This is a genomic window from Neobacillus sp. 19 (assembly GCF_049463095.1).
In the GTDB taxonomy this organism is placed as follows: Bacteria; Bacillota; Bacilli; order Bacillales; family Cytobacillaceae; genus Neobacillus.
In genome coordinates this window covers 1-23055 of sequence record NZ_JBMPZU010000005.1, presented here as the reverse complement: position 1 = coordinate 23055, position 23055 = coordinate 1, and the positions used below count along the sequence as shown (strand labels likewise).

Annotated in this window: 19 protein-coding genes and 4 pseudogenes; 17 read left to right on the top strand and 6 right to left on the bottom strand. The window is 38.6% G+C overall.

Annotated features, from left to right (window positions below):
* The first annotated feature begins 31 nt into the window (after positions 1–31).
* The 8 genes and pseudogenes from ACO1D1_RS00985 to ACO1D1_RS00950 all read left to right on the top strand — a co-directional run bounded on the left by ACO1D1_RS00985 (position 32) and on the right by ACO1D1_RS00950 (position 7906).
* The gene (locus ACO1D1_RS00985; protein ID WP_423334630.1) at positions 32–949 is read left to right on the top strand and encodes a carbohydrate kinase family protein; all 918 of its coding nucleotides are present in this window, start codon (positions 32–34) and stop codon (positions 947–949) included.
* Between the two features lie 402 nt (positions 950–1351).
* Positions 1352–2179 (top strand): electron transfer flavoprotein subunit beta/FixA family protein, encoded by an 828-nt coding sequence (locus ACO1D1_RS00980; RefSeq protein WP_423334629.1) that lies wholly within the window; start codon positions 1352–1354, stop codon positions 2177–2179.
* Positions 2180–3202 carry an electron transfer flavoprotein subunit alpha/FixB family protein gene (locus ACO1D1_RS00975; RefSeq protein ID WP_423334628.1) on the top strand — a complete coding sequence of 341 codons (1023 nt, stop codon included), beginning with the start codon at positions 2180–2182 and terminating at the stop codon, positions 3200–3202. It abuts the gene before it with no gap.
* Positions 3203–3472: 270 nt separating this feature from the next.
* Complete coding sequence (locus ACO1D1_RS00970) at positions 3473–4654, top strand: class I SAM-dependent methyltransferase (RefSeq protein ID WP_423334627.1); 1182 nt, start codon at positions 3473–3475, stop codon at positions 4652–4654.
* A 43-nt stretch (positions 4655–4697) separates the two neighbouring features.
* The gene (locus ACO1D1_RS00965; protein ID WP_423334638.1) at positions 4698–4919 is read left to right on the top strand and encodes a zinc ribbon domain-containing protein; all 222 of its coding nucleotides are present in this window, start codon (positions 4698–4700) and stop codon (positions 4917–4919) included.
* Between the two features lie 92 nt (positions 4920–5011).
* Positions 5012–5950: an SGNH/GDSL hydrolase family protein gene (locus ACO1D1_RS00960; RefSeq protein ID WP_423334626.1), complete on the top strand. Its 939-nt coding sequence runs from the start codon at positions 5012–5014 to the stop codon at positions 5948–5950.
* A gap of 404 nt (positions 5951–6354) precedes the next feature.
* Positions 6355–7291, top strand: a pseudogene (locus tag ACO1D1_RS00955) (aldo/keto reductase).
* Between the two features lie 117 nt (positions 7292–7408).
* Positions 7409–7906 (top strand): DinB family protein, encoded by a 498-nt coding sequence (locus ACO1D1_RS00950; protein ID WP_423334625.1) that lies wholly within the window; start codon positions 7409–7411, stop codon positions 7904–7906.
* Positions 7907–8133: 227 nt separating this feature from the next.
* On the opposite strand, the gene ACO1D1_RS00945 is transcribed toward ACO1D1_RS00950, so the two are convergent.
* Positions 8134–8451: a hypothetical protein gene (locus ACO1D1_RS00945; RefSeq protein WP_423334624.1), complete on the bottom strand. Its 318-nt coding sequence runs from the start codon at positions 8449–8451 to the stop codon at positions 8134–8136.
* Positions 8452–9027: 576 nt separating this feature from the next.
* Here ACO1D1_RS00945 and ggt point away from each other — a divergent pair.
* Positions 9028–10793, top strand: a pseudogene (gene ggt, locus ACO1D1_RS00940) (gamma-glutamyltransferase).
* A gap of 205 nt (positions 10794–10998) precedes the next feature.
* Here ggt and ACO1D1_RS00935 read toward each other — a convergent pair.
* Both ACO1D1_RS00935 and ACO1D1_RS00930 read right to left on the bottom strand, forming a co-directional pair.
* Entirely contained in the window at positions 10999–11319 is a 321-nt protein-coding gene (locus ACO1D1_RS00935) for a hypothetical protein (RefSeq protein WP_423334623.1), read from the bottom strand.
* 288 nt (positions 11320–11607) lie between these two features.
* A complete protein-coding gene (locus ACO1D1_RS00930; protein WP_423334622.1) occupies positions 11608–11982 on the bottom strand; it encodes an ABC transporter ATP-binding protein in 375 nt (124 codons plus the stop codon).
* A gap of 216 nt (positions 11983–12198) precedes the next feature.
* Between ACO1D1_RS00930 and ACO1D1_RS00925 the strand changes: the two are divergent.
* A pseudogene (locus ACO1D1_RS00925) lies at positions 12199–14107 on the top strand (3'-5' exonuclease).
* A 300-nt stretch (positions 14108–14407) separates the two neighbouring features.
* Here ACO1D1_RS00925 and ACO1D1_RS00920 read toward each other — a convergent pair.
* Both ACO1D1_RS00920 and ACO1D1_RS00915 read right to left on the bottom strand, forming a co-directional pair.
* A complete protein-coding gene (locus tag ACO1D1_RS00920; protein WP_423334621.1) occupies positions 14408–15274 on the bottom strand; it encodes an RNA polymerase sigma-70 factor in 867 nt (288 codons plus the stop codon).
* Complete coding sequence (locus tag ACO1D1_RS00915; RefSeq protein WP_423334620.1) at positions 15271–16560, bottom strand: phytoene desaturase family protein; 1290 nt, start codon at positions 16558–16560, stop codon at positions 15271–15273. Before ACO1D1_RS00915 ends, ACO1D1_RS00920 begins: the two co-directional genes overlap by 4 nt.
* Before the next feature lie 303 nt (positions 16561–16863).
* Here ACO1D1_RS00915 and ACO1D1_RS00910 point away from each other — a divergent pair, with 303 nt between their 5' ends.
* The 4 genes from ACO1D1_RS00910 to queE all read left to right on the top strand — a co-directional run bounded on the left by ACO1D1_RS00910 (position 16864) and on the right by queE (position 19349).
* Entirely contained in the window at positions 16864–17295 is a 432-nt protein-coding gene (locus ACO1D1_RS00910) for a DUF4395 domain-containing protein (protein WP_423334619.1), read from the top strand.
* 184 nt (positions 17296–17479) lie between these two features.
* On the top strand, positions 17480–18142 hold the full coding sequence (gene queC / locus ACO1D1_RS00905; RefSeq protein ID WP_423334618.1) for a 7-cyano-7-deazaguanine synthase QueC: 663 nt from the start codon (positions 17480–17482) through the stop codon (positions 18140–18142).
* A gap of 3 nt (positions 18143–18145) precedes the next feature.
* Positions 18146–18628 (top strand): 6-carboxytetrahydropterin synthase QueD, encoded by a 483-nt coding sequence (gene queD, locus ACO1D1_RS00900; protein ID WP_149870137.1) that lies wholly within the window; start codon positions 18146–18148, stop codon positions 18626–18628.
* Complete coding sequence (gene queE, locus ACO1D1_RS00895; protein ID WP_423334637.1) at positions 18621–19349, top strand: 7-carboxy-7-deazaguanine synthase QueE; 729 nt, start codon at positions 18621–18623, stop codon at positions 19347–19349. Before queD ends, queE begins: the two co-directional genes overlap by 8 nt.
* Positions 19350–19467: 118 nt before the next feature.
* On the opposite strand, the gene ACO1D1_RS00890 is transcribed toward queE, so the two are convergent.
* Positions 19468–19932: a low molecular weight protein-tyrosine-phosphatase gene (locus ACO1D1_RS00890; RefSeq protein ID WP_423334617.1), complete on the bottom strand. Its 465-nt coding sequence runs from the start codon at positions 19930–19932 to the stop codon at positions 19468–19470.
* Positions 19933–20967: 1035 nt separating this feature from the next.
* Here ACO1D1_RS00890 and ACO1D1_RS00885 point away from each other — a divergent pair.
* The 3 genes and pseudogenes from ACO1D1_RS00885 to ACO1D1_RS00875 all read left to right on the top strand — a co-directional run.
* Positions 20968–21087: pseudogene (locus tag ACO1D1_RS00885) on the top strand (GNAT family N-acetyltransferase); the annotation flags it as partial.
* A 223-nt stretch (positions 21088–21310) separates the two neighbouring features.
* Entirely contained in the window at positions 21311–21760 is a 450-nt protein-coding gene (locus ACO1D1_RS00880) for a MarR family winged helix-turn-helix transcriptional regulator (RefSeq protein WP_423334616.1), read from the top strand.
* 49 nt (positions 21761–21809) lie between these two features.
* The gene (locus tag ACO1D1_RS00875) at positions 21810–22874 is read left to right on the top strand and encodes a flavin-containing monooxygenase (protein ID WP_423334615.1); all 1065 of its coding nucleotides are present in this window, start codon (positions 21810–21812) and stop codon (positions 22872–22874) included.
* Positions 22875–23055 lie beyond the last annotated feature (181 nt).

Below are 23055 nucleotides of genomic sequence, written 5' to 3'. Positions count from 1 at the left end.
CAAAGTATTTCGAAAAGATGGAGGAGTTATAATGAGTCCAGTAGGAATAGTAGGAAATTTTAACTTAGACATTGTTATTGGTGGTCTAGAAGAGCAGCCGAAATGGGATACTGAAGTAATGGCTCAAGGCATCGAAAAACGTGTTGCAGGAACTGCTGGATATATGGCCCTTGCCTTACATTCACTTGGGCTCCGTCCCGTAATTCTTTCTTCCGTCGGAGAAGACCAGGATGGCAGGTTTTTGCTGGATCAATTAGATCAGCTTGGCATTGAAACAAGTGGGATTGTAACATTAAAAGGCAGTCAAACCCCCACGAGTTTTGTCATGGTTCATAAAAATGGTTCAAGGGCCATTGTCTCAGTATCTGGTGCCCACGATGAATTCGGCTTAGATATGTATAACGAAAAAAAGGGTTTACTTTCTGACAACAAAGAGGTTCTTATTTGCGGGAATTTCCTACTCCCTAAATTTACAGTGATAGATGCTTTAGAGGTTGCTATTGAGCAAAAAAGATTAGGAAAGAAGATATACTTTGATCCTTCATGGGACCCACATGGCTGGAAAGTTGAAACAAGAAAGAATACTTTAAAGCTTATAAAATATGTGGATGTTTGTTTATTAAATGAAACTGAGATTTGTCATTTAACAAATGAACTAGACTGGAAAAAAGCTGTTAAAATTGTTGGCCAATATTGCGATGAAGTCGTGGTAAAACTTGGAGAAAAGGGAGCAGCTGTTTTTGTTGGAGGAGAATTACACACGGCAAAAGGATACAAAGTACCAGTCGTTGATACGACAGGAGCTGGAGATACTTTTGATATGGGGTATCTTTATGCTAGCCGAAAGGGTTGGTCCTTTGAAAGGAGATTGGATTTTGCCAATAAAATCGCTTCTATATTAATTTCTCAAAAGACAAGAGAAAAATATCCCCAATTATTAGAAACATGAATTTTCATTAACAATTTTTAAGAAAAATACATGATTACTTTAAACCTGGATGTATTGATAAAAGATGAAGAAATTCTCTTTTTCTGGACAAAAGAAATCTGTGAATCCCGTTTACATTATCATTTTGAACGGAAAGCGACAAATCCTCGAACCTAATTTGGTTCGGGGATTTTTTATTTTTACATAATAAATGATATAGCACTATAGCGACGAACAGTTACATTCTCTAATAGCACTTTAATTCGTGGATTTTTGTCAGAAAACTCGCATGTAAGGACATCTCCCATAATAAAGTAGATATAGACGGGTGTAACACGTCTTTTAGTTGTAAAATATCTGGAAAGTTTCGTATGGCGGTAATAAAGAAACCATGGGCTTTTTAAGTTAGATGGGAGGGGTTTAATGTTTCATATTGTAGCCTGTATCAAGCAAGTGCCTGACACTAAAATTATTAAGATGAATCCAAAAACTAACACGATGGATCGGAGGACAGCGCCTGCGATTTTGAATCCGTATGATGCTCATGCAGTTGAAGAGGCCGTTCGTTTAAAACAACGATATGGTGGGACGGTATCGGTTGTCACGATGGGACCACCTCCAGCGGTGTCCGCTATAAAGAAATGTATTGAAATAGGCGCGGATGAGGGGTATTTAATTACGGATCGCCGGTTTGCGGGTGCCGATACATTGGCAACGAGCTATGCCGTGACAAAGGCGATTGAAAAAATTGCAAAAACCAGACCCGTCGATTTGATCATTTGCGGAAAAATGTCCATCGATGGAGATACCGGGCAAGTCGGACCCGGAATAGCTAGAAGGCTCGATATACCACCACTCACTTCTGTGAACAAAGTCGTGGCTATCAACCTAGAAGAAGGATATGCCGTTGTACATCGCAAGCTGGAGGATGGATATGAAGTCGTCCAATCCACCTTGCCGTGTTTATTTTCTGTTGAAAAAACTATTAATGACGTGCCATATTCCCCGATGCCGAACATGCTCAAAGCTGCCAGATACAAACCACATATCTGGTCTGTTGATGACCTTGAAGATGTAGATATCAAACAGCTTGGTTTAAAGGGATCACCAACCATTGTTTCCAAAGTATGGGCTCCGCAAAAACCGGCAGGGGGAACATTCCTTGAAGGCAACCCGGCAGCACAAGTAGAGCAATTGCTTCAGATCCTGCTTGAAAAGAAGGAGCTGTTTGAAAGTAAGGAGGGAATGTAATTGGATTTTAACGATTACAAAGGTGTTTGGGTCTTTATTGAACAAAAGGATGGAGAGGTTGCCTCTGTATCCCTTGAATTATTAGGTGCTGGTAGGAAATTAGCTGATAAACGAGGTGTGGAACTAGCGGGTATTCTTATCGGGGAACATGTTAAACCTTTAACAAAGACCGTGTTTGAATATGGAGCAGATACCGTGTATGTCTATGATCAACCTCTCTTTAAGCATTACAGGACTGAAACCTACATGAAGGCGCTGTTAGAGTGCAGTGATAAATATAAACCGGAAATTATTCTCTACGGGGCCACCTCAACAGGAAAAGACCTGGCAAGCGCAGTGGCCACCGATTTGCCGACAGGGTTGACGGCGGATACGACGGAGCTGGATGTAGAAGAGGAAACGGGGTTACTCCTTGCGAGTAGGCCGGCGTTTGGCGGAAATATTATGGCGACCATTTTATGTAAAAAATACAGGCCGCAAATGGCGACCGTACGCGCCAAAGTCATGAAGGCGCTGCCCCCAGAGGTGGGGAGAATAGGCAAGGTCGTCGAAGAAACCGTCTCATTAAAGGAAGAAGATATCCGGACAAAAGTTTTGGAAATTGTAAAGGAAACGGTTAAGAAGGTCAGAATCGACGAAGCGGACATCGTTGTGGCTGGCGGAAAAGGCTTAGGTAGCTACGAGGGATTTCAGTTAATACACCATTTGGCTGAAACGCTTGGAGGAGCTGTTGGTGCGAGCAGGGATGTGGTGGAAGCGGGTTGGATTGACCACCCCCATCAAGTAGGGCAAACCGGTGTGACGGTAACGCCAAAGATTTATTTTGCGATCGGGATTTCTGGCGCGATTCAACATATTGTGGGAATGAAAAATTCTGGTTTAATCATTGCCATTAATAAGGACAAAGAAGCTCCTATTTTTCAGAACTGTCATTATGGAATTGTTGGCGATGCATTTGAAATCGTTCCTATCCTAATTGAACAGTTTAAACATGCACTTTCTAGTGACAAGGTGATGAAGTAAGTTAGTGCTGAATTATTACCATTATTCCTCTCTCATTCGTGAGTGAATTCTTCCCAAGGCTTTTGCTAGCGTTTAACCTTTCGGATTAACAATATTTGTTTAACCTCCAAAGGCATTAGAGAATTTCATTTAATCGCTAAACACTTTTTTCTTTACTTCACTAAGGAGTAAAGCTTTTTTTATGCTATAATTAGTACCAGATAATAGCACTTACTAGTAGGTTTTGGTCCTGTTAAGCAAAATAAATACGCCTAAACTGGAGATAATACTATGTTTGCAAATACCAAATTAAAATCACAAAGTTTCTCTGCCTATTTTAAGTCACTGGGTATCAAGGAATGCCAAACCAAAGAGGACTTCTGGAAGCATGTAACCGAGGTCGATCCCTTCTTAGCTAAGGAACTCCAACCCATTATGGACCGTAAATTAAAAGGGAATATTTATGAAGTGAAAAACCGAACACTGCCCTTCAGTTTGGCAGTAGAATCATGGACGATGAATTTCCATCAGTCCTTGCTCAATTGGGTCAGTCAGCAAACTTATTTAAAGCCGAAACGGATTTTGGAAATTGGCTGTGATAATGGGTTGCTGTCTTGCAGGTACGCCACCATGTTCCCAGATGCCGAGATTGTAGGGATCGACCTGTGTGGAAATGGGATTCGATGTGCTCGGGAGTTGGCAATAAAGCAAGGACTGAACAACGTGAGTTTTTACCAAATGGATTTTATGGAGGTATCTGAGCACTTTCCCCTGAATTCTTTTGATTTAATCATTTCTGCACGGACCTTTCATGAGATTATGGGGCCTATCATGATTTCAAACTATTGGTCACTTCTAGCGTACTTGAAGGAGAATCCAACCTATGGTGACAGTCGTTATTTAGAAATAGTCCATCGTTTGTTAACGGAGGATGGATTGTATCTCTCTTGTGAACAATTGAAAAATTCCGCAGATCTCGGAAGGTGGGCGAATGTGCTTCAGGATGCGGGTCTCCATATTCAATGGGATGACAGTGGTACTATCGTATACCATGAAATAGGAGTAGAAAGGCTGTCTCCTGTGATTGTGGCCACAAAAAGGGAGACAAATCTCGAAACCTTGGAAGGGATGGAACACCTTTATACGAAAGGTTACCCACTTGTATTTGAGGAGGGGAGGTCTTATAAAGGAGGGACAGCGGAATTTGCATATCAACGGCTGGGGGAGAAAACATTCATCACAGGGATTCAATTGAAAGTGACGAACCATTGGCATGTGTTTCGACTAGAGCTTTGGGAGACAGATGGGTTTCTGCTTGTCTATAACTATGGAAATATGGGGTATCATGAATTGGATATTTTATCTGCCTCCGCATATGAAGAGGCACACCAGTTAATGGAGGAGGCGGTAGGTAAGTTCGGTCACCTTGGTCCGCTTGTTTGGTATGACAACCTGGATGAACGACCAGAGTAGATCAAAAAAACATTTTTATCAAAAAGCAGCGTAAAACCCCTAGATAAAGATATGGGGATATAAGCTGTATTTTTGTTTTTCTGTTTCAATATGTTCAAGTGATCCCACTATACATTTCTTCAATAAAATTCCGTATGCAACTTTCATTGAAATGATTCGATACAAGGCTGAGCGTCAAGGAATTCAAGTCATCGACCGTGAGGAGAGCTATACTTCCAAGTCTAGTTTCTTGAATCTTGATGACAAAATTTGTGGTCTTAAATAATGTTGCCCTGTATGATAAAATGAATAAACTATATGAAATAAAGAATGGTATCTTAGATTAAAATCTTCCGATACTAATAGGTGTGATGAAGTTTGAAAAGAAAAAAAGTAATCATCATGATTATGGGTCTATTCATTATGTGTATTCTTCCTTCTATTTTTCTTATAGATCGAAATCATGATGGCCTTAAAACAGTTACAACCGTCGCGTCAGTTGAATCTGAACAAGTGGAAAATACCAAGGAAGTTGCTTCTAAAGGAGAAGAGAAACCAGTAGAAGATCCTTCCATTAAGCAGGATAGTCCTAAACCATTCACCGATAAAATCAAGGAAAAGGTAAGGGAAGTAGTGGATGGTGTCGTTGATTTCTTCGAAAAAGATCAAAAGATGGTTGCAATCGGAGACTCACTCACGGAAGGTGTAGGAGATGAAACAAAGAGCGGTGGATATGTCGGGATCCTTAATCACACGTTTGAGGATCACAACCTTAATATTAAAATAGAAAATTTCGGTAAAAAGGGAAACCGGTCGGATCAATTACTAAAGCGGCTGGAAAATAAAGAAATTGCCACTGCTATATCAAAGGCTGATATTGTTTTAATCACAATTGGCGCCAATGATATTATGAAAGTCTTAAGAAGTAATTTTACAAACCTTACGCTAGAGCCTTTCCAAGTAGAAAGAGTGGCATATACTGAACGATTAACAGCCATATTGAATAGATTGAAAGAATTGAACCCAGATGCCCATATTTATTTAATCGGGTTTTATAATCCTTTTGAAAGTCAATTCGCAAACATTAAAGAATTAGACATGATCATTGATAATTGGAATGAGGCAGGAAAATTATTGACAGAAGAATATGAGAATGTGAGCTTCGTTCCCACAGAAGATCTATTTACTAATTCCACGATGAATTTATTAGCAGAAGATCAATTCCATCCTAACACCAAGGGCTATAAACTTATCGCCCAGCGGGTCTTAGAATATCTAAAAGTTACAGAGGAAACAAGGGTCGCCAAAACTAATTAAGATCCAAACTCAAAAAATAGACGGAATAATTTCGCTAAATTTATTATTATTCAAAAAAGCTTAATTAGACGGCGATTTCCGCCTATAGAATCGGAATAAAACATATAAATAAGGCCCTTATTTCAAGATAAGGGTCTTCTTACACTTTATTTACCAATACTGGTTGGGCTGTATTTACTATCCTAGTCTACCTCCCTTGAGAGAACCGTCTTTTGCTGAACTGGACATGTAGCAGCATGTTCGGTCTTTTTTTTTAATCATTCCGACCGATATTTGTTCCTTCACTACCTCATTTCGTAACGTAGTAAGTTGATTAACGGATAATAAATAGAATGCATGAACTTTGTTTTCTCTCCTTAAATTTTGTTATCATCAAATTAGTAAAATAAGGGAGATGAAAGTTGATGGCCAAACATATTCAAATTGGTAAGACGGATTTATATGTAAATCCGATTGGACTTGGAACCAATGCCGTTGGGAGACATAACCTTTTTCCAAATCTTGATGAAGAAGCGGGAAGGGAATTGGTCCGAACGGGTCTGGAGCAAGGGATTAATTTCCTAGACACAGCCTATGTCTACGGTTTGGGGCGATCAGAAGAAATAATTGGGGAAATTGTGAAAGAACGGGGAAATCGCTCAGAGATAGTGATTGCTTCCAAGGCAGCACATCAATTAAACGGAAATGAAATGGTCTTAAATAACTCACCAGCTTTTCTAAAACAAGCCGTTGAAGAGAGTTTAAAACGGCTTCAAACGGATTATATAGATTTATTCTATATTCATTTTCCCGACGATGATACACCTAAAGACGAAGCGGTTGGAGCATTAAAGCAATTAAAGGATGAAGGGAAGATTAGAGCCATCGGAGTGTCAAATTTTTCCCTTAAGCAATTAAAAGAAGCGAATAAAGATGGCTATGTGGATGTTTATCAAGGGGAGTATAACTTGATCAACCGCGATGCAGAGAAAGAGTTATTCCCATACGTAACGGAACAACAAATTTCCTTTGTACCGTTTTACCCCTTAGCTTCCGGGTTGTTAACAGGTAAATATAATCAAGAAACTGAAATTAGTGAAATGAATCGAAAAAGACCGCAATTCCAAGCAGGTGTTTTCGAAAAAAAACTTGGAAAAGATTGAGCGGGTTCGTCAAATTGCAGCGACTAAGGGTGCGGAAGTTTCCCAAGTAATTCTTGCTTGGTATTTGTCCCGTCCATGCATCGATGTCATTATTCCAGGTGCAAAGCGTGCTGACCAGGTACTCCATAATCTTAAAACGTTACAGATTCAATTAACTGCTGCAGAGCTTCAAGAAATTGAGCAAATATTCCCTTTATAAGGAAACTTAATGAAATAGCATTTGAGAAAAGTGAATAGTTTTACTGGGCATGATAAAATGAATAGGAAAGTTTTGTTTGAAAAAATGAAGGATTTGCAAATTTAAGGAGGGAATGGAATGTTTACATCAGTAAATGATTTCTTAAACGAATGGAAACAAGAAGCAGCAGTTACCCAGAAAGTGCTGGATGGGCTGACAGATGAATCGTTGAATCAAGAGGTTTCTCCTGGATTATACAGCATTGGAAGCGTAGCTTGGCACATTACTGGATCCGTTTACTACTTTCCTTCACAGATAGGAGTAAAATTCGAGAGTCCTAATCTTCAAAAAGAAACACCTAAATCAGCTGCTGAAATCAGCGAGACCTACAAAACAGTGAGTCAGCGGTTGACACAAGCATTTTCTGAACAGGTAACAGATGCAGAAATGAACAATATGGTGAATTTATTTGGAATGGACATGCCAGTTCAAGCTGTTTTCCGTCTGCTTATTCAACATCAGGCCCATCATCGCGGACAATTGACTGTTCTTATGAGACAAGCTGGCTTGAAGGTTCCTGGTGTATATGGTCCTAGCAAAGAAGAATGGGAAGCGATGAACGCTCAAATGAGCTGATAGTATCAATGATGCAAAAAACCGCACCTATTATAAGGAAGTTTAAGAAAAAACAATATTATAGTACAAATCGGCTAGGTTGTGCAGAACATATTTTATTCTGCTAATCTAGCCGTTATTTTTTACCCCATATAATGTTGGTCATTAAATCAAAGGTATCATTTATTAAGGATGGCCAACACGATACAAGGATACAGGACGTTCTAAATAAGTGGCAGCTCAAAATATTATTTCTTTTTTACTTTTACTAGACCTTTCCCTAAATTCCCTTTTTCAAAATAGCAGATGACTATATCATCGACTTCTATTTCCTTGTCCGAAACGATGTTTTCAGTAGAAAATATGATCCCTGTCCCGTCATTACTTGTTCCGTAGTACTGATTGCCTTTGATTTCGCTGATTTTATATTCTACGGTAGTATATTCGGAGGTATCGTTGCTTTTCGTATTTGGATTGTTAACAGGAGCAGCTGTATGGCTTCTAAGTAAAACTAAGGCGATTAAAACTAAGGAGAGTACCCCAAGGATGATTATTCTTTTGAACATATGAATCTACCTCCCTCTATGTATTTTAAGAGATAGAAAAAGAAAATAAATCCTACTATTATCCTTTAGTCTTTATACCTAGTGTTTCCAATATCTAACCAACAAGCCAAGGAAATATTGATAAACTATTGAAAACCATAATTCTCATTCCCATAATGTATTTTCTATCCAATAATTTAAATATTCCATTTCAATCTTATGGATGCGTTCAAAATCTTATTAGTGAAAATGCATGAAAGAAATGATGATAAAAAAGTTATTGATATTGTTAATTATACAAAAGGATAAAGCAAGTGTATAAACATCAAAGTTGTTCGAAATATTACTTTAAATATTTCTTTGGCTATCGGAATAATCCGAAAGCCTTTTTGTGTCATTCCCTCATCACGTTAGATCCCTGGATCCATTAGTGGAGCCGGGGATTTTTGTTTTCCGTAAAGCCATAATGATGACTTTAGGATTAGGTGATATAGGAATTAATAATCAAAAATGGAAAATTATGAATATAAAAATTCAGATTTTTCTGTCCTCTTGATAGAATAGATTTGTACACATACTACAAGAGGAGGGAAAAGGATGAAGGGTTTATGGAGAGCTGGTTTTACAGTTTTATTGGGTGTCCTCTTACTTATTGGGACACTCCCTTTTAGCGCACTGGCGAAAGAGAACGACTTTGATTATGGTAAGTACAGCCAGGTAGCAGTCGGAAAGGATGGTATGGTGGCAACTGCCCATCCGTTTGCATCCGAAATTGGAGCTGAAGTGCTAAGAACAGGCGGAAATGCGATGGATGCGGCCGTGGCCATTCAGTTCGCATTAAACGTTGTGGAGCCGATGATGTCTGGGATTGGCGGTGGCGGATTTATGATGGTTTATGATGGAAAAACCAAAGAAACCACCATCATTAATAGCCGGGAACGGGCCCCGTTGGGAGCAACACCTGATATGTTTTTAGACGAGAAAGGAAATCCCATCCCATTTGCCATTCGTTCAACAGGTGGTAAAGCGGTTGGAGTACCCGGGACGTTAAAAGGACTGGAAACAGCCTTGGAAAAATGGGGAACCCGGCCGATGGAGGCACTGATTGGACCGGCGATTAAACTTGCCGATAAAGGGTTCCCAATCGATTCAGTACTTGCTGATGCAATTGAAGATAACAAGGAAACCCTGTCCAAAACAGCAGCGAAGAACGTCTTTCTGTCAAATGGAAAACCGCTTCAAGAGGGAGATATTCTTGTACAAAAGGATTTAGCTAAAACATTCAAATTGATCCGTGCTAAAGGTCCAGAAGCCTTTTATAAGGGACCGATTGCTGAAGCACTGGCCAGTACAGTGCAAAAATTAGGCGGTTCTATGACAATGGAAGATTTGAAAAAATATGATGTGACCGTTGATGAGCCAATCTGGGGTGATTACCGTGGCTATCAGATTGCCAGTATGCCACCACCAAGCTCAGGCGGCGTATTCCTCTTACAAATGCTGAAAATTTTGGACGGTTTTGATCTTTCACAATATGATGTGAAGGCTTGGAAAAATATCATCTATTGGCAGAGACCATGCATCTAGCATACGCCGATCGCGCGGCCTATGCTGGAGACCCTGAATTCGTGGAAGTACCGCTGAAGGGGCTTCTACATCCGAATTATATTAAGGAACGGCAAAAACTCATTAGTCTAGATCGCGTTAACCCTAAACCCCAAGCAGGTGATCCGTGGAAGTATGAATCAACTCAAGCAAACTACCAGCCTACGAAACAGCCGAATGACCAAAAACCTGGAGAAACGACCCATTTCACGGTTACGGACAGATGGGGAAATGTCGTTTCATATACGACCACCATTGAACAAGTATTCGGGACAGGCATCATGGTTCCAGGCTATGGTTTTATGTTAAATAATGAATTAACCGATTTTGATGCCATTCCAGGAGGCGCAAATGAAGTACAGCCCAATAAACGTCCATTAAGCAGTATGACGCCAACCATTGTCTTCAAGGACGGTAAACCCGTTTTAACCGTGGGATCCCCAGGCGGAACCACCATAATTACATCTGTGCTGCAGACCATTCTGTATGCTATTGAATATGATATGGAACTGAAGCAAGCTGTAGAGGAACCAAGAATATATACGAACAACCTCAACTCCTATCGGTACGAAGCTGGAATACCAACAGAGGTCCTCAACCAGCTAAAAAGCATGGGCCATAAATTTGGAGCTGAACCTACAACAATCGGAAACGTCCAAAGCATCTTAATCGACTATCCAAACCACACCTTTAAAGGAGTAGCTGACTCCAGCCGCAACGGAGCCGCAATCGGCATTAATCTAAAAGGTAAAAAGTAACCATGGGGACCATTCTCTGAAACAGGGGATGGTTCTTTTGTTTCAAAATAGCTTGTTTGCATAGTCAGAAAGCAATACTTTTGATTTGGATAGTAAAATTTTCATTAGTCAGTTTCCTTTTACTTCCACAAATGGGTTTTCTCAGAAAAAAGCCCTTGCTTAAGAGGGCTATTTTAATCCTTGAACTCCCGTATTGCCCCGCTTTTTAGAAAGTCCAGACGACCCCGTTTTCAATATACTTTGTGTATTTTAAGCCTGTCTGGTTGATCAAATAGTCAAATAGCTTCTTTGCTGTGCTTTTGATCATTATGCTCAGACCTAAACTGTCAAACACACGTGCATAGCAGCGGATAATCAGCGTATCATTTTCTGCAAACAGATGATAATAGACAATTTCTTTCTGCCTTTTTGCAAAACATTTGATAAATAGATAGTCATCTGTTGGCACGATCGCTTTTATCAAAATTTCCTTTTCAACTATTCGTTTAATTTCCAACATTTGTACCTCTGATAAATTTATTCTCATATCAGCTTCACCAACTTATTTTTTTTAACATTCCATCCGTTTGCCATACCAAATTATTAGTTTGACTTTCGCATAGCTACATTCTTAAAGTATATTTCTTGTTATAAAAGAAATATACCATGATTTAGTGATGTGAGATTCTCCGTGTCCATGGGGACGGTTCTTATGGCCAGGATCTCCTTACGAAAGGCCACGAGAATCGCCACTATGGCGAGATATGAATATAAGCCAAAAAATCCCGAAATCCAATGATGGAACCGGGGTTTTTTCTAGTTAGCACCAATTTATTTACTTTTTCTTCAATACCCCTTTTTTCACCAAGTTAACCAGTGTTCCCTTATTTTTATACCGATTATAAGCAATTAATCTATTTAAATCTTTTATGGTTAAAGTTGAGGGATGAATGGCCAATTCGAATTCATTTTTAATTTTGTCGATTAAAGAAAGGGCATATTCGATTTGTTTCGGACTTAATGTGTAATCTTCTTGCTCGGCTGGCAGAGTTTGCTCGGGTATATCTTTATTTGTGTATTCCAGAGTTGCTGCATGCTCTCTAATTTTTGCCTCGACTAACGCTTCTACTTCAGCAGGGCTTATGGGCCGGGCTGCTGGTTGATTCCCTTTTAATAATTTATCTAAGATTCCTTTTAGCAAAATTTTCACTCCACTTTCCTGAGTTCTTCTATTTTCTATATATGTACGATCATTTCTTCCATTCTATTATCAAAATAATAGTCCAAAAAGACAATAGTTTTGGGGAATTTTGTTTGTAATAGTAGAAAAATGTTAATTTCAAGGGATTATATTCCTGTTTGTTTTAGGTTGATTGGTCCTATTTGTAGTATAATGGAGAAAAATGCAGATTTTGGAGCGGGTAGTATGGCGATTACAATTCCAGAGACAATTAGATCATCTGCCACTGCGGGAGAGAGATTATTATTCCGAACTCTAAAAACCTATTTACCAGATGATTACATTGTCTATTTTGAGCCGGAAATCCAAGGGAGGAAGCCTGATTTTGTGATTATAGGATCTGGTCTTGGAATGGTTGTGTTAGAAGTGAAGGATTATACAAGAAATACACTTTTGCAAATTAATCATGATGAATGGCATATCGTGGCAACAAATGGAGAGCAAACTATTATCCCAAGCCCACTGAATCAAGCGAGGGACTACATGTTTAAAATTGCGGATGTGCTGAAAAAAGATAAAAACCTAATCGCAGCAGATGGAAAATATAAATTGAAATTGAAGTTCCCTTATGGGCATGGGGTTGTTTTTTCGAGACAGTATACTAAGGATTTTATCAAAGATGGGCTTTATACTGTTATTGATCCCAACTTGTGCTTAGCAAGAGATGAAATCGATCCCGAAAATGAAGGGTTTTCAGAAGAAATCCTGATGGAAAAAATCATGAATATGTTTGTTGTGCCATATCGTTTAAAGGAACCGCTTACGATCGAGGACATTAATGCCATCCGCTATCATTTATTTCCTGAAGTTCGGATTAGTGCCGAATTTAAGGCGCCGGTTCCTTATCAGGATCAACTGCTCTTGTCCTTACATGACATTAAGACGATGGATCTTCATCAGGAGAATTTAGCGAAACAGATCGGCGATAAAAACCGTTTGATTCGCGGTGTCGCCGGCAGCGGGAAGACGATTATCCTGGCCAGCCGGGCGAAGATGTTATCAAAACAAAATCCTGATTGGAAAATTCTTATCCTTTGTTATAACATTTCTTTGGCCAATGCGATTCAGCAAATGATCCAACATATGTTGAATGAGCCAGAGGATTTATTTGATTTTGATCCTAATGTAAAAGCGGTACAAAATAAAAACATTATTGTACGGAACTTTCATGCATGGCTTAAAAATGAATTAAAAATTAGAGAGCAAAACCTGTCAGAAATAATCGATAAAATAGAGAGGGAAGGAAACGATTCTTCCTTCGTATGATGCGATTTTAATTGATGAAGGGCAGGATTTCGATGCGGATTGGCTGCGGCTTGTCAGTCTTCTGTTAAACACGGATACGCAGTCGCTTTTATTGGTAGAGGATCGGGCGCAGACCATTTATCGGCGAAAACGTTCGTATGTGCAGGATACAGGATTAAGCTTTCAAGGCCGGTCAAAAGTGTTGTCCATCAATTATCGAAATACACAGCAAATTGTTAAGTTTGCCTGGGATTTTTACCGGGAGCACTCAATGTTTAAAAATAAGGTCGTCAATCGTGAACTAGAAGGAGAAATTATTGCTCCGCAAAGCACCAAACGTAAAGGGCCGGAACCCGGGATCATAAAGGCTGCCAATTTCTTTGATGAAATGAGATTGGTTGCCAGACAAATAAAAAAACTGAACGAAGAACGGAAAGTTCCTTATGAAGACATGTTAATTTTGTATCGGGTAAAAAGAACTCATAAATATCCAATCATTGATATTATCAAGCGATCATTACAAGATCATGACTTACCATTCTATTGGATTACGGAAAATGACGTCTCTAAGCGTTCCTTTAAAAAAGATGATGGTAAGATCAAAATTAGTACAATCGACAGCAGCAAAGGCCTGGACTTCCAAGCGGTTTTTATCGTTAATATTGATTCCATGCCATTTCCACTTGAGGACGATAAGGAGAGGGAGGTTTCCTTATTTTATATTGGAATGACAAGGGCGAAAGAATTTCTATGCTTGTCGTATTCCGGTGAATCTGAATTTACACAGTATTTAGATCGGATCTTGCATAAAAGGCAACAAACAAAGAACGGAGTCGAGAAAATTAATTAACATAATATAGAATTAAAAGGATATTCGAGGAACAAACCATGAAAATAAGGTCAAAGGGTTACGAGAGTACATCTTCATAAGAACTTAAAAAGAAAACATAAAATCCTCGACTCAATAGTGGTTCGAGGATTTTCATTTTTATTTATATACATTTACCTTATTGAAGAAAAGCCCCTTAGTTCAAGATGGACGTAGTGATCGACAAATAGTAAAAAACAGCTGACTTAGAAGGATGGGCCAGCTGTTTTTTTGTGTCTGGTTGATAAAGCGAGCTGCGATTTAGTGATCGTATGGAGTTTCCTATTGCAAATGTTGTAGTTTATCGGGATTTGCAACCGAGTAGATCGTCTGAATTCGATTGCCGCTAAATGCAAAGGAATACACATATTGCAAGTGATCATCGGTTGTTAAAATCAGACCTGGCAGACCGTTGACAGATGTATATTTGATGGTGAACTTGCCTGCATACATTTTCATTAGGTTTTGGAGCAATTGAACCACTTTGGCAGCACCGAAAATCGGTATTTGTGCGGCTTTTACTTTGCCGCCGCCATCCGAGTACATTGCGACATCTTCGCTGACAAGGTCCAATAATTGATTTACGTTTCCATTTAAGAGGGATTGTACAAACTCTTTTACTGTAGATTCCTTCATTGACATTGAAGGCTGCTTCTTAGGGTCATATTCCATGCTTTTTTTCGCTCGGTGAAAAATTTGCCGGCAGTTAGCAATGCTTTTTCCAACAATTTCAGCTATTTCATCATAAGAGTATTGGAAGACTTCACGAAGCAAAAAGACCGCTCGTTCTATCGCATTTAGTTGTTGTAATAATAGCAAATAGGCGGTGGAGATCGATTCTTGTTGAAAGTAGGCTTGTGAAGGATCGTTTGATGAATTCTCTATTTCAAGTAATGGTTCTGGAAGCCACGGTCCGACATATACCTCACGTTTTTTTGCGGATGACCGTACCAAATCCAGACAGCGATTGGTGACGATCTTACATAGATACGCTTTTTTGTTTTCAATCTGTGCGTGGTTTGGGAGCTGATTAAAGGATATAAACGCTTCTTGGACAATATCCTCTGAATCCATCACGCTGCCTAACATACGGTAGGCTAAGGAAAAAAGCAGAGGTTGATAGGTTTGATAAAGCCCTTCCATACTCATAATTTGATTTCCTCTCTAGTATTTAGTAGTTGTGAAACGGCTCGTTTAGCGCTGGCTACGGATGCATTAACGAGCAGCTCCCCATGTGAGGCCCAGTCACCAGCAATATATAGTCCCTCAATTTCAGGAACAGCAGGGCCTGGATCCTCCATTCTTTTCATATGAGGAAAATCGTGGACAACCGTCATTTTCGGCAGGAATTGTTTGGTAACTAATTCATTTCGCCAGCCAGGTTGAACCACATCTAACATTTGCTCCAACTCACGCTCATCCTTTGCTGCATCTGTTTGTGGACCCTGATATTTTAAAAGTGATAGTACTTGTGTTCCATTATCACTCAAGATAGCTGGCCTCGGTTTTCCGTCCCGTGATTGGTGCGTAAAGAAAATTGGTTGGTCCAATCCATAGATAAATTGGTGCTCATGGATAGGCAGCTGGCGTAATCCAACATCTAGACAGGCAACTGTAACAGGAATCGCTTGCTTGTTCCACGTGTCGAGTGCTGTTTGATCCGCATGGGGAACTAGTTTGTGAGAAACAGAAGGTGGTGTAGTTAGTATAACATTCGAAGCTTCTACTCTAGTGCCATCCTCACATAAAATCGCGTGTACTTTTTGATCTTGATGGTCGACTGCAGCCACTTTACAACCGGTTACAAGCTCTACTCCTTGTTGAACAGCAAGTTCACGCAGTTGTTCTACGAGTGTCCCCCAGCCTTTATCGAGATACAAGACTCCTTTTAGTGCCCGCTGCAGCTGCTTTAAGGCAGGACCAGCGGCGTGTAATTCAGGTGCAAGCACATAAGTGGATGTTCGGAGCAGTGCATAGAACACGTTGCGCAGCATTGGATTATTCAACCTGAGTTCCAACCAATCGCGGATACTAATCTGGTTCCAAACGCTTGTGTCCATTTTTCCTAATTTAATGAACCATTTTGCTAACTCGAGCTTTCCTCCCCAACTTAGGAGCGGCGTTTGAATGAAGGAGGATGGGTTGGTTGGTATGGGGAATAATTGTTCTTTCCACATCCCGTAAGCGTCAATTGACGGTGTGCTTCCATCAAGTCGTAATCCGAGTTCGCGGAATGCTTCATACGCTTCCCCTTTATACAATGCATGCGCGCCCAAATTAAAATATACCCCTTGCTTTTTGTTGGTGCTGGCTCTGCCTCCCAATTGTTTTTGCTGTTCCAATAAAATGGTTCGTTTCCCAGCTTTTGCTGCATAGATCGCAGCTGTTAAACCAGCAATTCCCCCGCCTACAATCGCCACTTCATATTGTGTCATCGTTATCATCCTTTTCGATTATTTACAAATATAACGGTTGAGTGAATGATTCTGTGACAAAAAGGAGGTGAAAGTTTTTTGATGGAGTGTATTGTTAGGGAATACGAACTGATTCAAGAAGCCAATTTAGGCACCGCACAAAAGAGTTTAGTAAAAGAAATGATTAACAAAAAATACAAAAGGATAAACGTATAAGTAAAATACTTACAAAGAAAGACCTTATTATCTTTATACTTCATAAAATAGAAAAAACGGAGTAAAATCAAAGTATTGCATACAAAAACGATAAGGAAGGTTGAGTTAATGGGAAGTCAAGTACGTTCAGTTCCTCGTCCCCTTGTTCGAGCAAACCAGTGGTTTATTGTGATCTCTGTATTGCTTACTTGGATAACTAAGCAAGAATGGATCCTTGCTATCCCTTTAATAGCAGGTTTAATGAGCTTATTTTTTAAATTTAATCCTGTCATGCGTTTAGCTAAGCTGTTTTTAAGAAAGCACCCATCGCAATATATTTCTGAGGAATGGGATCAGCAGCAATTTAATCAAACGATTTCCGTCATTTGTCTCGCAGGAGGATTAATAAGCTTTCTAATGAATTGGGACATATGGGGGTATGTCTTTACCATTTTGGTTGCTTCGGCTGCATTTATTGCAATTTTGGGATTTTGCGTTGGCTGTTTTATAAGATATCACTGGAAACAATACCGATATAGAAGGTCTCTTAGAAAATATTAATCTAGTCGAAAAATGTCGACAAATATAAAACAAAATAGTAGAATGAACGTATCATATGACTATTTATAAAAATTTCCGCTATTAGCGGTGGAGGTTCTAGCACCCCTCGGTAAAAAAACTAAGATGAAGCAGTACTCTATCTTGGGGTGCTGTTTTTTTCTATTTAGAAGGGGGTTATCCTTACATGTTAAAAGATGAAAAAGCAATCGTTGTTTTTAGTGGTGGACAAGATAGCACCACTTGTTTATTTTGGGCATTAAAAAACTTTAAAGAAGTAGAAGCTGTTACCTTCGACTACAATCAAAGGCACAGTCTTGAGATCGAATGTGCGAAGAATATTGCGAATGACCTTGGTGTCAGGCACCATATTTTAGACATGTCGTTATTAAATCAACTGGCTCCGAATGCATTAACTCGTTCCGATATTGAAGTGACCGATGGTGGGGAAGGGGAGCTTCCATCCACTTTCGTACCAGGCAGAAATTTATTATTCTTAACTTTTGCTGGTGTGTTAGCTCGACAAATTGGTGCCAAGCATTTAATTACCGGTGTTTGTGAAACCGATTTTAGCGGTTACCCAGATTGTCGGGATGTCTTTATCAAATCGTTGAATGTTACGCTAAATCTGTCAATGGACGACCAATTTGTCATCCATACCCCATTGATGTGGTTAAACAAAGCAGAAGCGTGGGCATTAGCAGATGAATTAGAGGCATTTGAATATGTGCGTGAAAAAACATTAACTTGCTACAACGGAATTATATCAGATGGTTGCGGAGAGTGCCCTGCATGTATACTTCGCAAAAAAGGACTTGAGGAATATTTAGAGGTTCGAAAGGAGCGATAATACTTGTTCGGGTTTAGAATTGTCGATGAACTTCAAAAAATTAACAAAGATATTCAACTTGATCAGTTAAAATATCACAACAAGAGAGTGTTAGTGAGTAAGGAATTTACTTTTGATGCAGCCCATCATTTACACGCTTATGATGGGAAATGTATGAATTTACATGGTCATACTTATAAAGTGATTTTTGGTATAAGTGGATTTTTGGATGACCGTGGATTAATGATAGATTTTGGTGACATTAAGGATATTTGGAAAAAGGAAATCGAAATATATCTTGATCATAAATATCTGAATGAAACACTTCCACCAATGAATACAACAGCAGAGAATATGGTGGTCTGGATTTATGAAAAAATGAAAGAATCACTAAATAACGAAGACCGACAGCAACAATATCTTGGCGCAAGAGTTGAATTTGTTCGTCTATATGAAACCCCAACGAGCTATGCAGAAGCGAGACGGGAGTGGATCGAAATTGACTAAAGTTCCGGTGATGGAAATTTTCGGGCCGACCATTCAAGGGGAAGGAATGGTCATCGGGCAAAAAACGATGTTTGTTAGGACAGCTGGTTGTGACTTTTCTTGTTCATGGTGTGATTCATCTTTTACATGGGACGGTTCTGGAAAAGACTTAATCAAACAAATGGACGCAGATGAAATATGGAAAGAACTTGTTGCTCTTGGTGGAGAGGGGTTTTCTTTTGTAACGATATCTGGTGGAAATCCTGCCTTATTAAAAAACCTAAATTATTTAGTTCATCTCCTTAAGGAAAAAAATATAAAAATCGGTTTAGAAACGCAAGGAAGTAAGTGGCAAGATTGGTTTATAGATATTGATGAATTAACCATTTCTCCTAAACCACCAAGTTCTGGGATGCATACCGATTTTGCTATACTTGACACGATCATTGAAAAGCTAAAGGGAGCAGAGTCTTCTCACCAGGTTAGTTTGAAAGTTGTTGTTTTCGATGATCAGGATTACGATTATGCGAAAAAGGTTCATTTTCGTTATCCTGACACTCCATTTTTCCTCCAAGTAGGGAATGAAGATAATAAATCTATCGACAACCAACAGCTTATAAATCAGTTATTGAATAAATTTGAATGGTTGATAGATAAAGTGATGGTAGATCATGATTTCAAAAACGTGAAAGTACTCCCTCAACTGCACACCTATATTTGGGGTAATAAGCGCGGTGTATAATGTGGACACTATTTCAAATGGATGTTCAAAATTAAAAGTGTACGAAGGGATGCTGTAGAATATTCTTTATTCACTTAACAAATCCCGCTAATGATACAACTGGCGGGATTGTTTAGTGTTATAGATTTTGTTCGCTGCGAACTTTTTTAAGTAAGGATTGACAGCCATCGGTAATTAGATCATAGGTTTCCTGAAAATCGCCTGTGTACCATGGGTCTGGAACATCCTTTTTATGTTCCGTTAAATCAAGCAAACGAATGAATTTCGCATGATTTGCCTTTCCAGTAATCTCACCTATATTACGTAAATTGCTTTCATCCATTCCTACAATATAATCGAACTGATCGAAGTCACTTTTTGTTAATTTTCGGCCGACTAGTCCTTCTGTTGAAATGTTATAGTTTTGTAAAATAGCAAGCGTCCCTTCATGCGGGGGCGAACCAATATGCCAAGAACTTGTTGCTGCAGAATCAACCTTAATTTTATCGGCCAAATTTTCTTTCTTCAGTAGGTCCCGAAATACAGCTTCTGCCATAGGGGAACGGCATATGTTGCCTAGGCAGACAAATAAAACATTGATCATATCATTTTCTCCTCTTATCCCTATTGTCTATTTAATGAAAAATCATTCCATCTTAATCATATATTAATAGTTATTTTAAAAGCAAAGGAACGCACTCATTGATTGGGCTTTGAATCAGAGTAATGCATAATGCCTTCTCATAATAAGGCACTCCAAATGAAATTCCTTTTATTATGCATTAATTTCAGCAATTATTAAAAGCAAAGCCAGATAATAAAACGTAGAAGTTGAGATATTTCCAAAGGATGGAGTCATTGAACTCTCTCCTTTTTTGCATGATTAAAGTTTGAATTGTTGTAAAAAAAGAAAAGAAGGTGGACTCACCTTCCTAATATGATTTGATTGTAGAGTTTTAACTACGCTGAATTGTAGAGGTTGAGAAGTTTTTGACCATCTTTTGAAGGTTTCGATGACCCTCTCTTAATTTAATCGTTTCATCGATAATTTTTTGGAATCCTTCCAAATCTCTATCACTTGCATTTAATAAAGACTTCGGTAGACCTTCGACGATTTGTTGTAGGGTTAGCTCCATACTCAGGGATCATGACCACCTTTCAACTGATTCGTTTGACAGCTGTTCCGTTTTCTTTATTATTTTGTAGCGGGATGATTTTTTCCTGCCTGTACGGTATAAAACTTATCTACATTAATCTCCATATTTTATTAAAAACCGTAAAAAACCTCCTTTTTCAGACAAATTAAGACGGTAAACCAAAATCCTATTCTCTTATTTGTAGAAAAATATTAAGTGAAAACACTTTATAAATGAAAATGAGTTATTTGTTGTTTCAGTTACCACCCGACATATGGTTTTACTTTCTCCATAAAAGTCTTAACGATTTCTTCCTCTTTTCTTAGACTAAAACCTAAACGACTAATAACTCCCAAAATGCCTGTTCCGATAGCAATTTTTACATGGAAGGTAGTGTAAACTTTTTAAATACCACTGTCTAATTTTGAAAATACTTGCAATTTACAAGTGTTCACTATATATTTATTAACAAGAAGAAGTTGGTAATGTTGGACGGAGAATATATGGTCATGATTCGGGAAGCAGACAAAAAGGATTTAGAATCCATTTTGAATATATACAATCAAGGGATTGAAGACAGAATAGCCACTTTAGAAACTGAACCTAAAGATCTTCAGTACATGACTTTTGAACCTTACTTAAAGCTTGTCATTTTATCAAGGAACTATGATATTGTGAAGGCAAATGAATTTATGACGCAGAACTTTTTTAAAGGAGATTTACTGATATACGGTAAGGAGACATAGTATAATTTTGCCAAAGCATATCAATATTTAAAACATAATTCAAAATAATAGTTGCAATTTGCAAATTATTTTATATAATGATAAAGAGAGGTGAGAAATATTGGAAAATATTCGTGAATTATTTCAAGTAATGACACGGCGCTTTGGTCTTTTAAATAAAAATTGCTGCAGTGCAGGCGGTTGCGATATTTCCCTCATTCAAAGTCATATTCTTTATGAAATTGACCACCAGCATAGACCTTCAATGCAGCAAATAGCAGACACATTAAGCACCGATATCACAACATTCAGCCGTCAGGTACAATCATTAGTGAAAATGAATTTGGTAAAAAAAACACCAGATCCAGATGATAGACGAATCAGTATTCTATCCCTAACAACAGAGGGTAAATTTATTGCAACGACGATTGACCAACAAATGAACGCTTTTCTGAATGAAGTTTTTTCTCATATGAACGAGTTTGAAAAAGAAACAGTCATTCGTTCCATTAAGTTGTTAAATAATGCGATGGCAAAATCTAGCGTATGCTGTGGGACTATTTCGGGGTAATATCCCCAATTTTAATACTTGCAAAATACAAGTAAAAAGGAGGGTTCGAATGAATAAAGTATGGGATGCAATTGTGATTGGCGGAGGGCAAGCTGGCCTTGCCTCTGGCTATCATTTGCGAAAGAGAGGTTTACGATATTTAATCTTGGAAGCAACAGAACAGTCTGTTGGATCTTGGCCTAAGTATTATGACAGTCTTAAGTTGTTTTCTCCTGCAAAATTTTCATCATTACCTGGCATGAATTTTCCTGAAGATCCTGATAAATATCTATTAAGAGATGAGGTGGTTAGTTACTTAAAAGATTATACAAAGCATTTTGATCTATCCATTATGACAAATCAACAGATAGTGTGTGTTGAGAAAAATAATAAAGAGTTTACAGTTCGTACAAAATCCGGGAAGGAGTTTCAATCAAAGACAATTTTAAATGCTACCGGCTCCTTTCAAAGCCCATATAAGCCTTTAATAAGGGACCAGGAGGTATTTAAAGGACGTATCCTCCATTCTTCTGGGTACCAGAAGCCAGATACTTTTGTCAAACAAAGGATAGTTGTTGTGGGGCGTGGGAACTCTGCTGTTCAAATTGCCATTGAGCTTGCAGAAGTAAGTAAGACAACTTTAGCAGTTCGCCAGCCTGTTCATTTAATAAGACAAAGACTACTTGGGAGAGATATTCACTTTTGGCTTAAAGTAACGGGGATCGATACATTTCCATTTTGGAGATTCGGCAAAACCACACCGACTTCAAGGCCTGTAATCGATTTCGGGAAATATTCGAAACAGCTTGTTCAAGGAACCCCCGATCAGCAGCCCATGTTCACTTCTTTTGATTCGGATGGCGTGATTTGGTCAGATGGAAGAAAAGAGAAGGTAGATACCGTCATTCTTGCTACTGGATATCAAAACAATCTTATGCACTTAAAAGAAATAGGGGCTATTGATTCCAATGGGCAACCTTTTCATGTTGGAGGTGTAAGTACCTCAGTACAAGGACTTTATTATGTAGGTTTAGAAGGTCAACGGTCAATTTCTTCTGCAACTTTAAGAGGGGTCGGCTCTGATGCACAATTTGTGGTTCGAAAGTTAGTACGTTATTTGAAAGATAATTCATAAAAAAGATAAAAAAATAATAAATAGTTGCAAAATGCAAATATTAAAGGGGATTTCATAATGGTTGGAAAATACTGCAGGATTTTATTTCAATTGCAATGGAGCTTTACTGCTTATTATTGGAATTTATTATTAGTCAGTTTACTGCAAGGGTTGATCCTTATCAAAAGCTCAACAAATATTT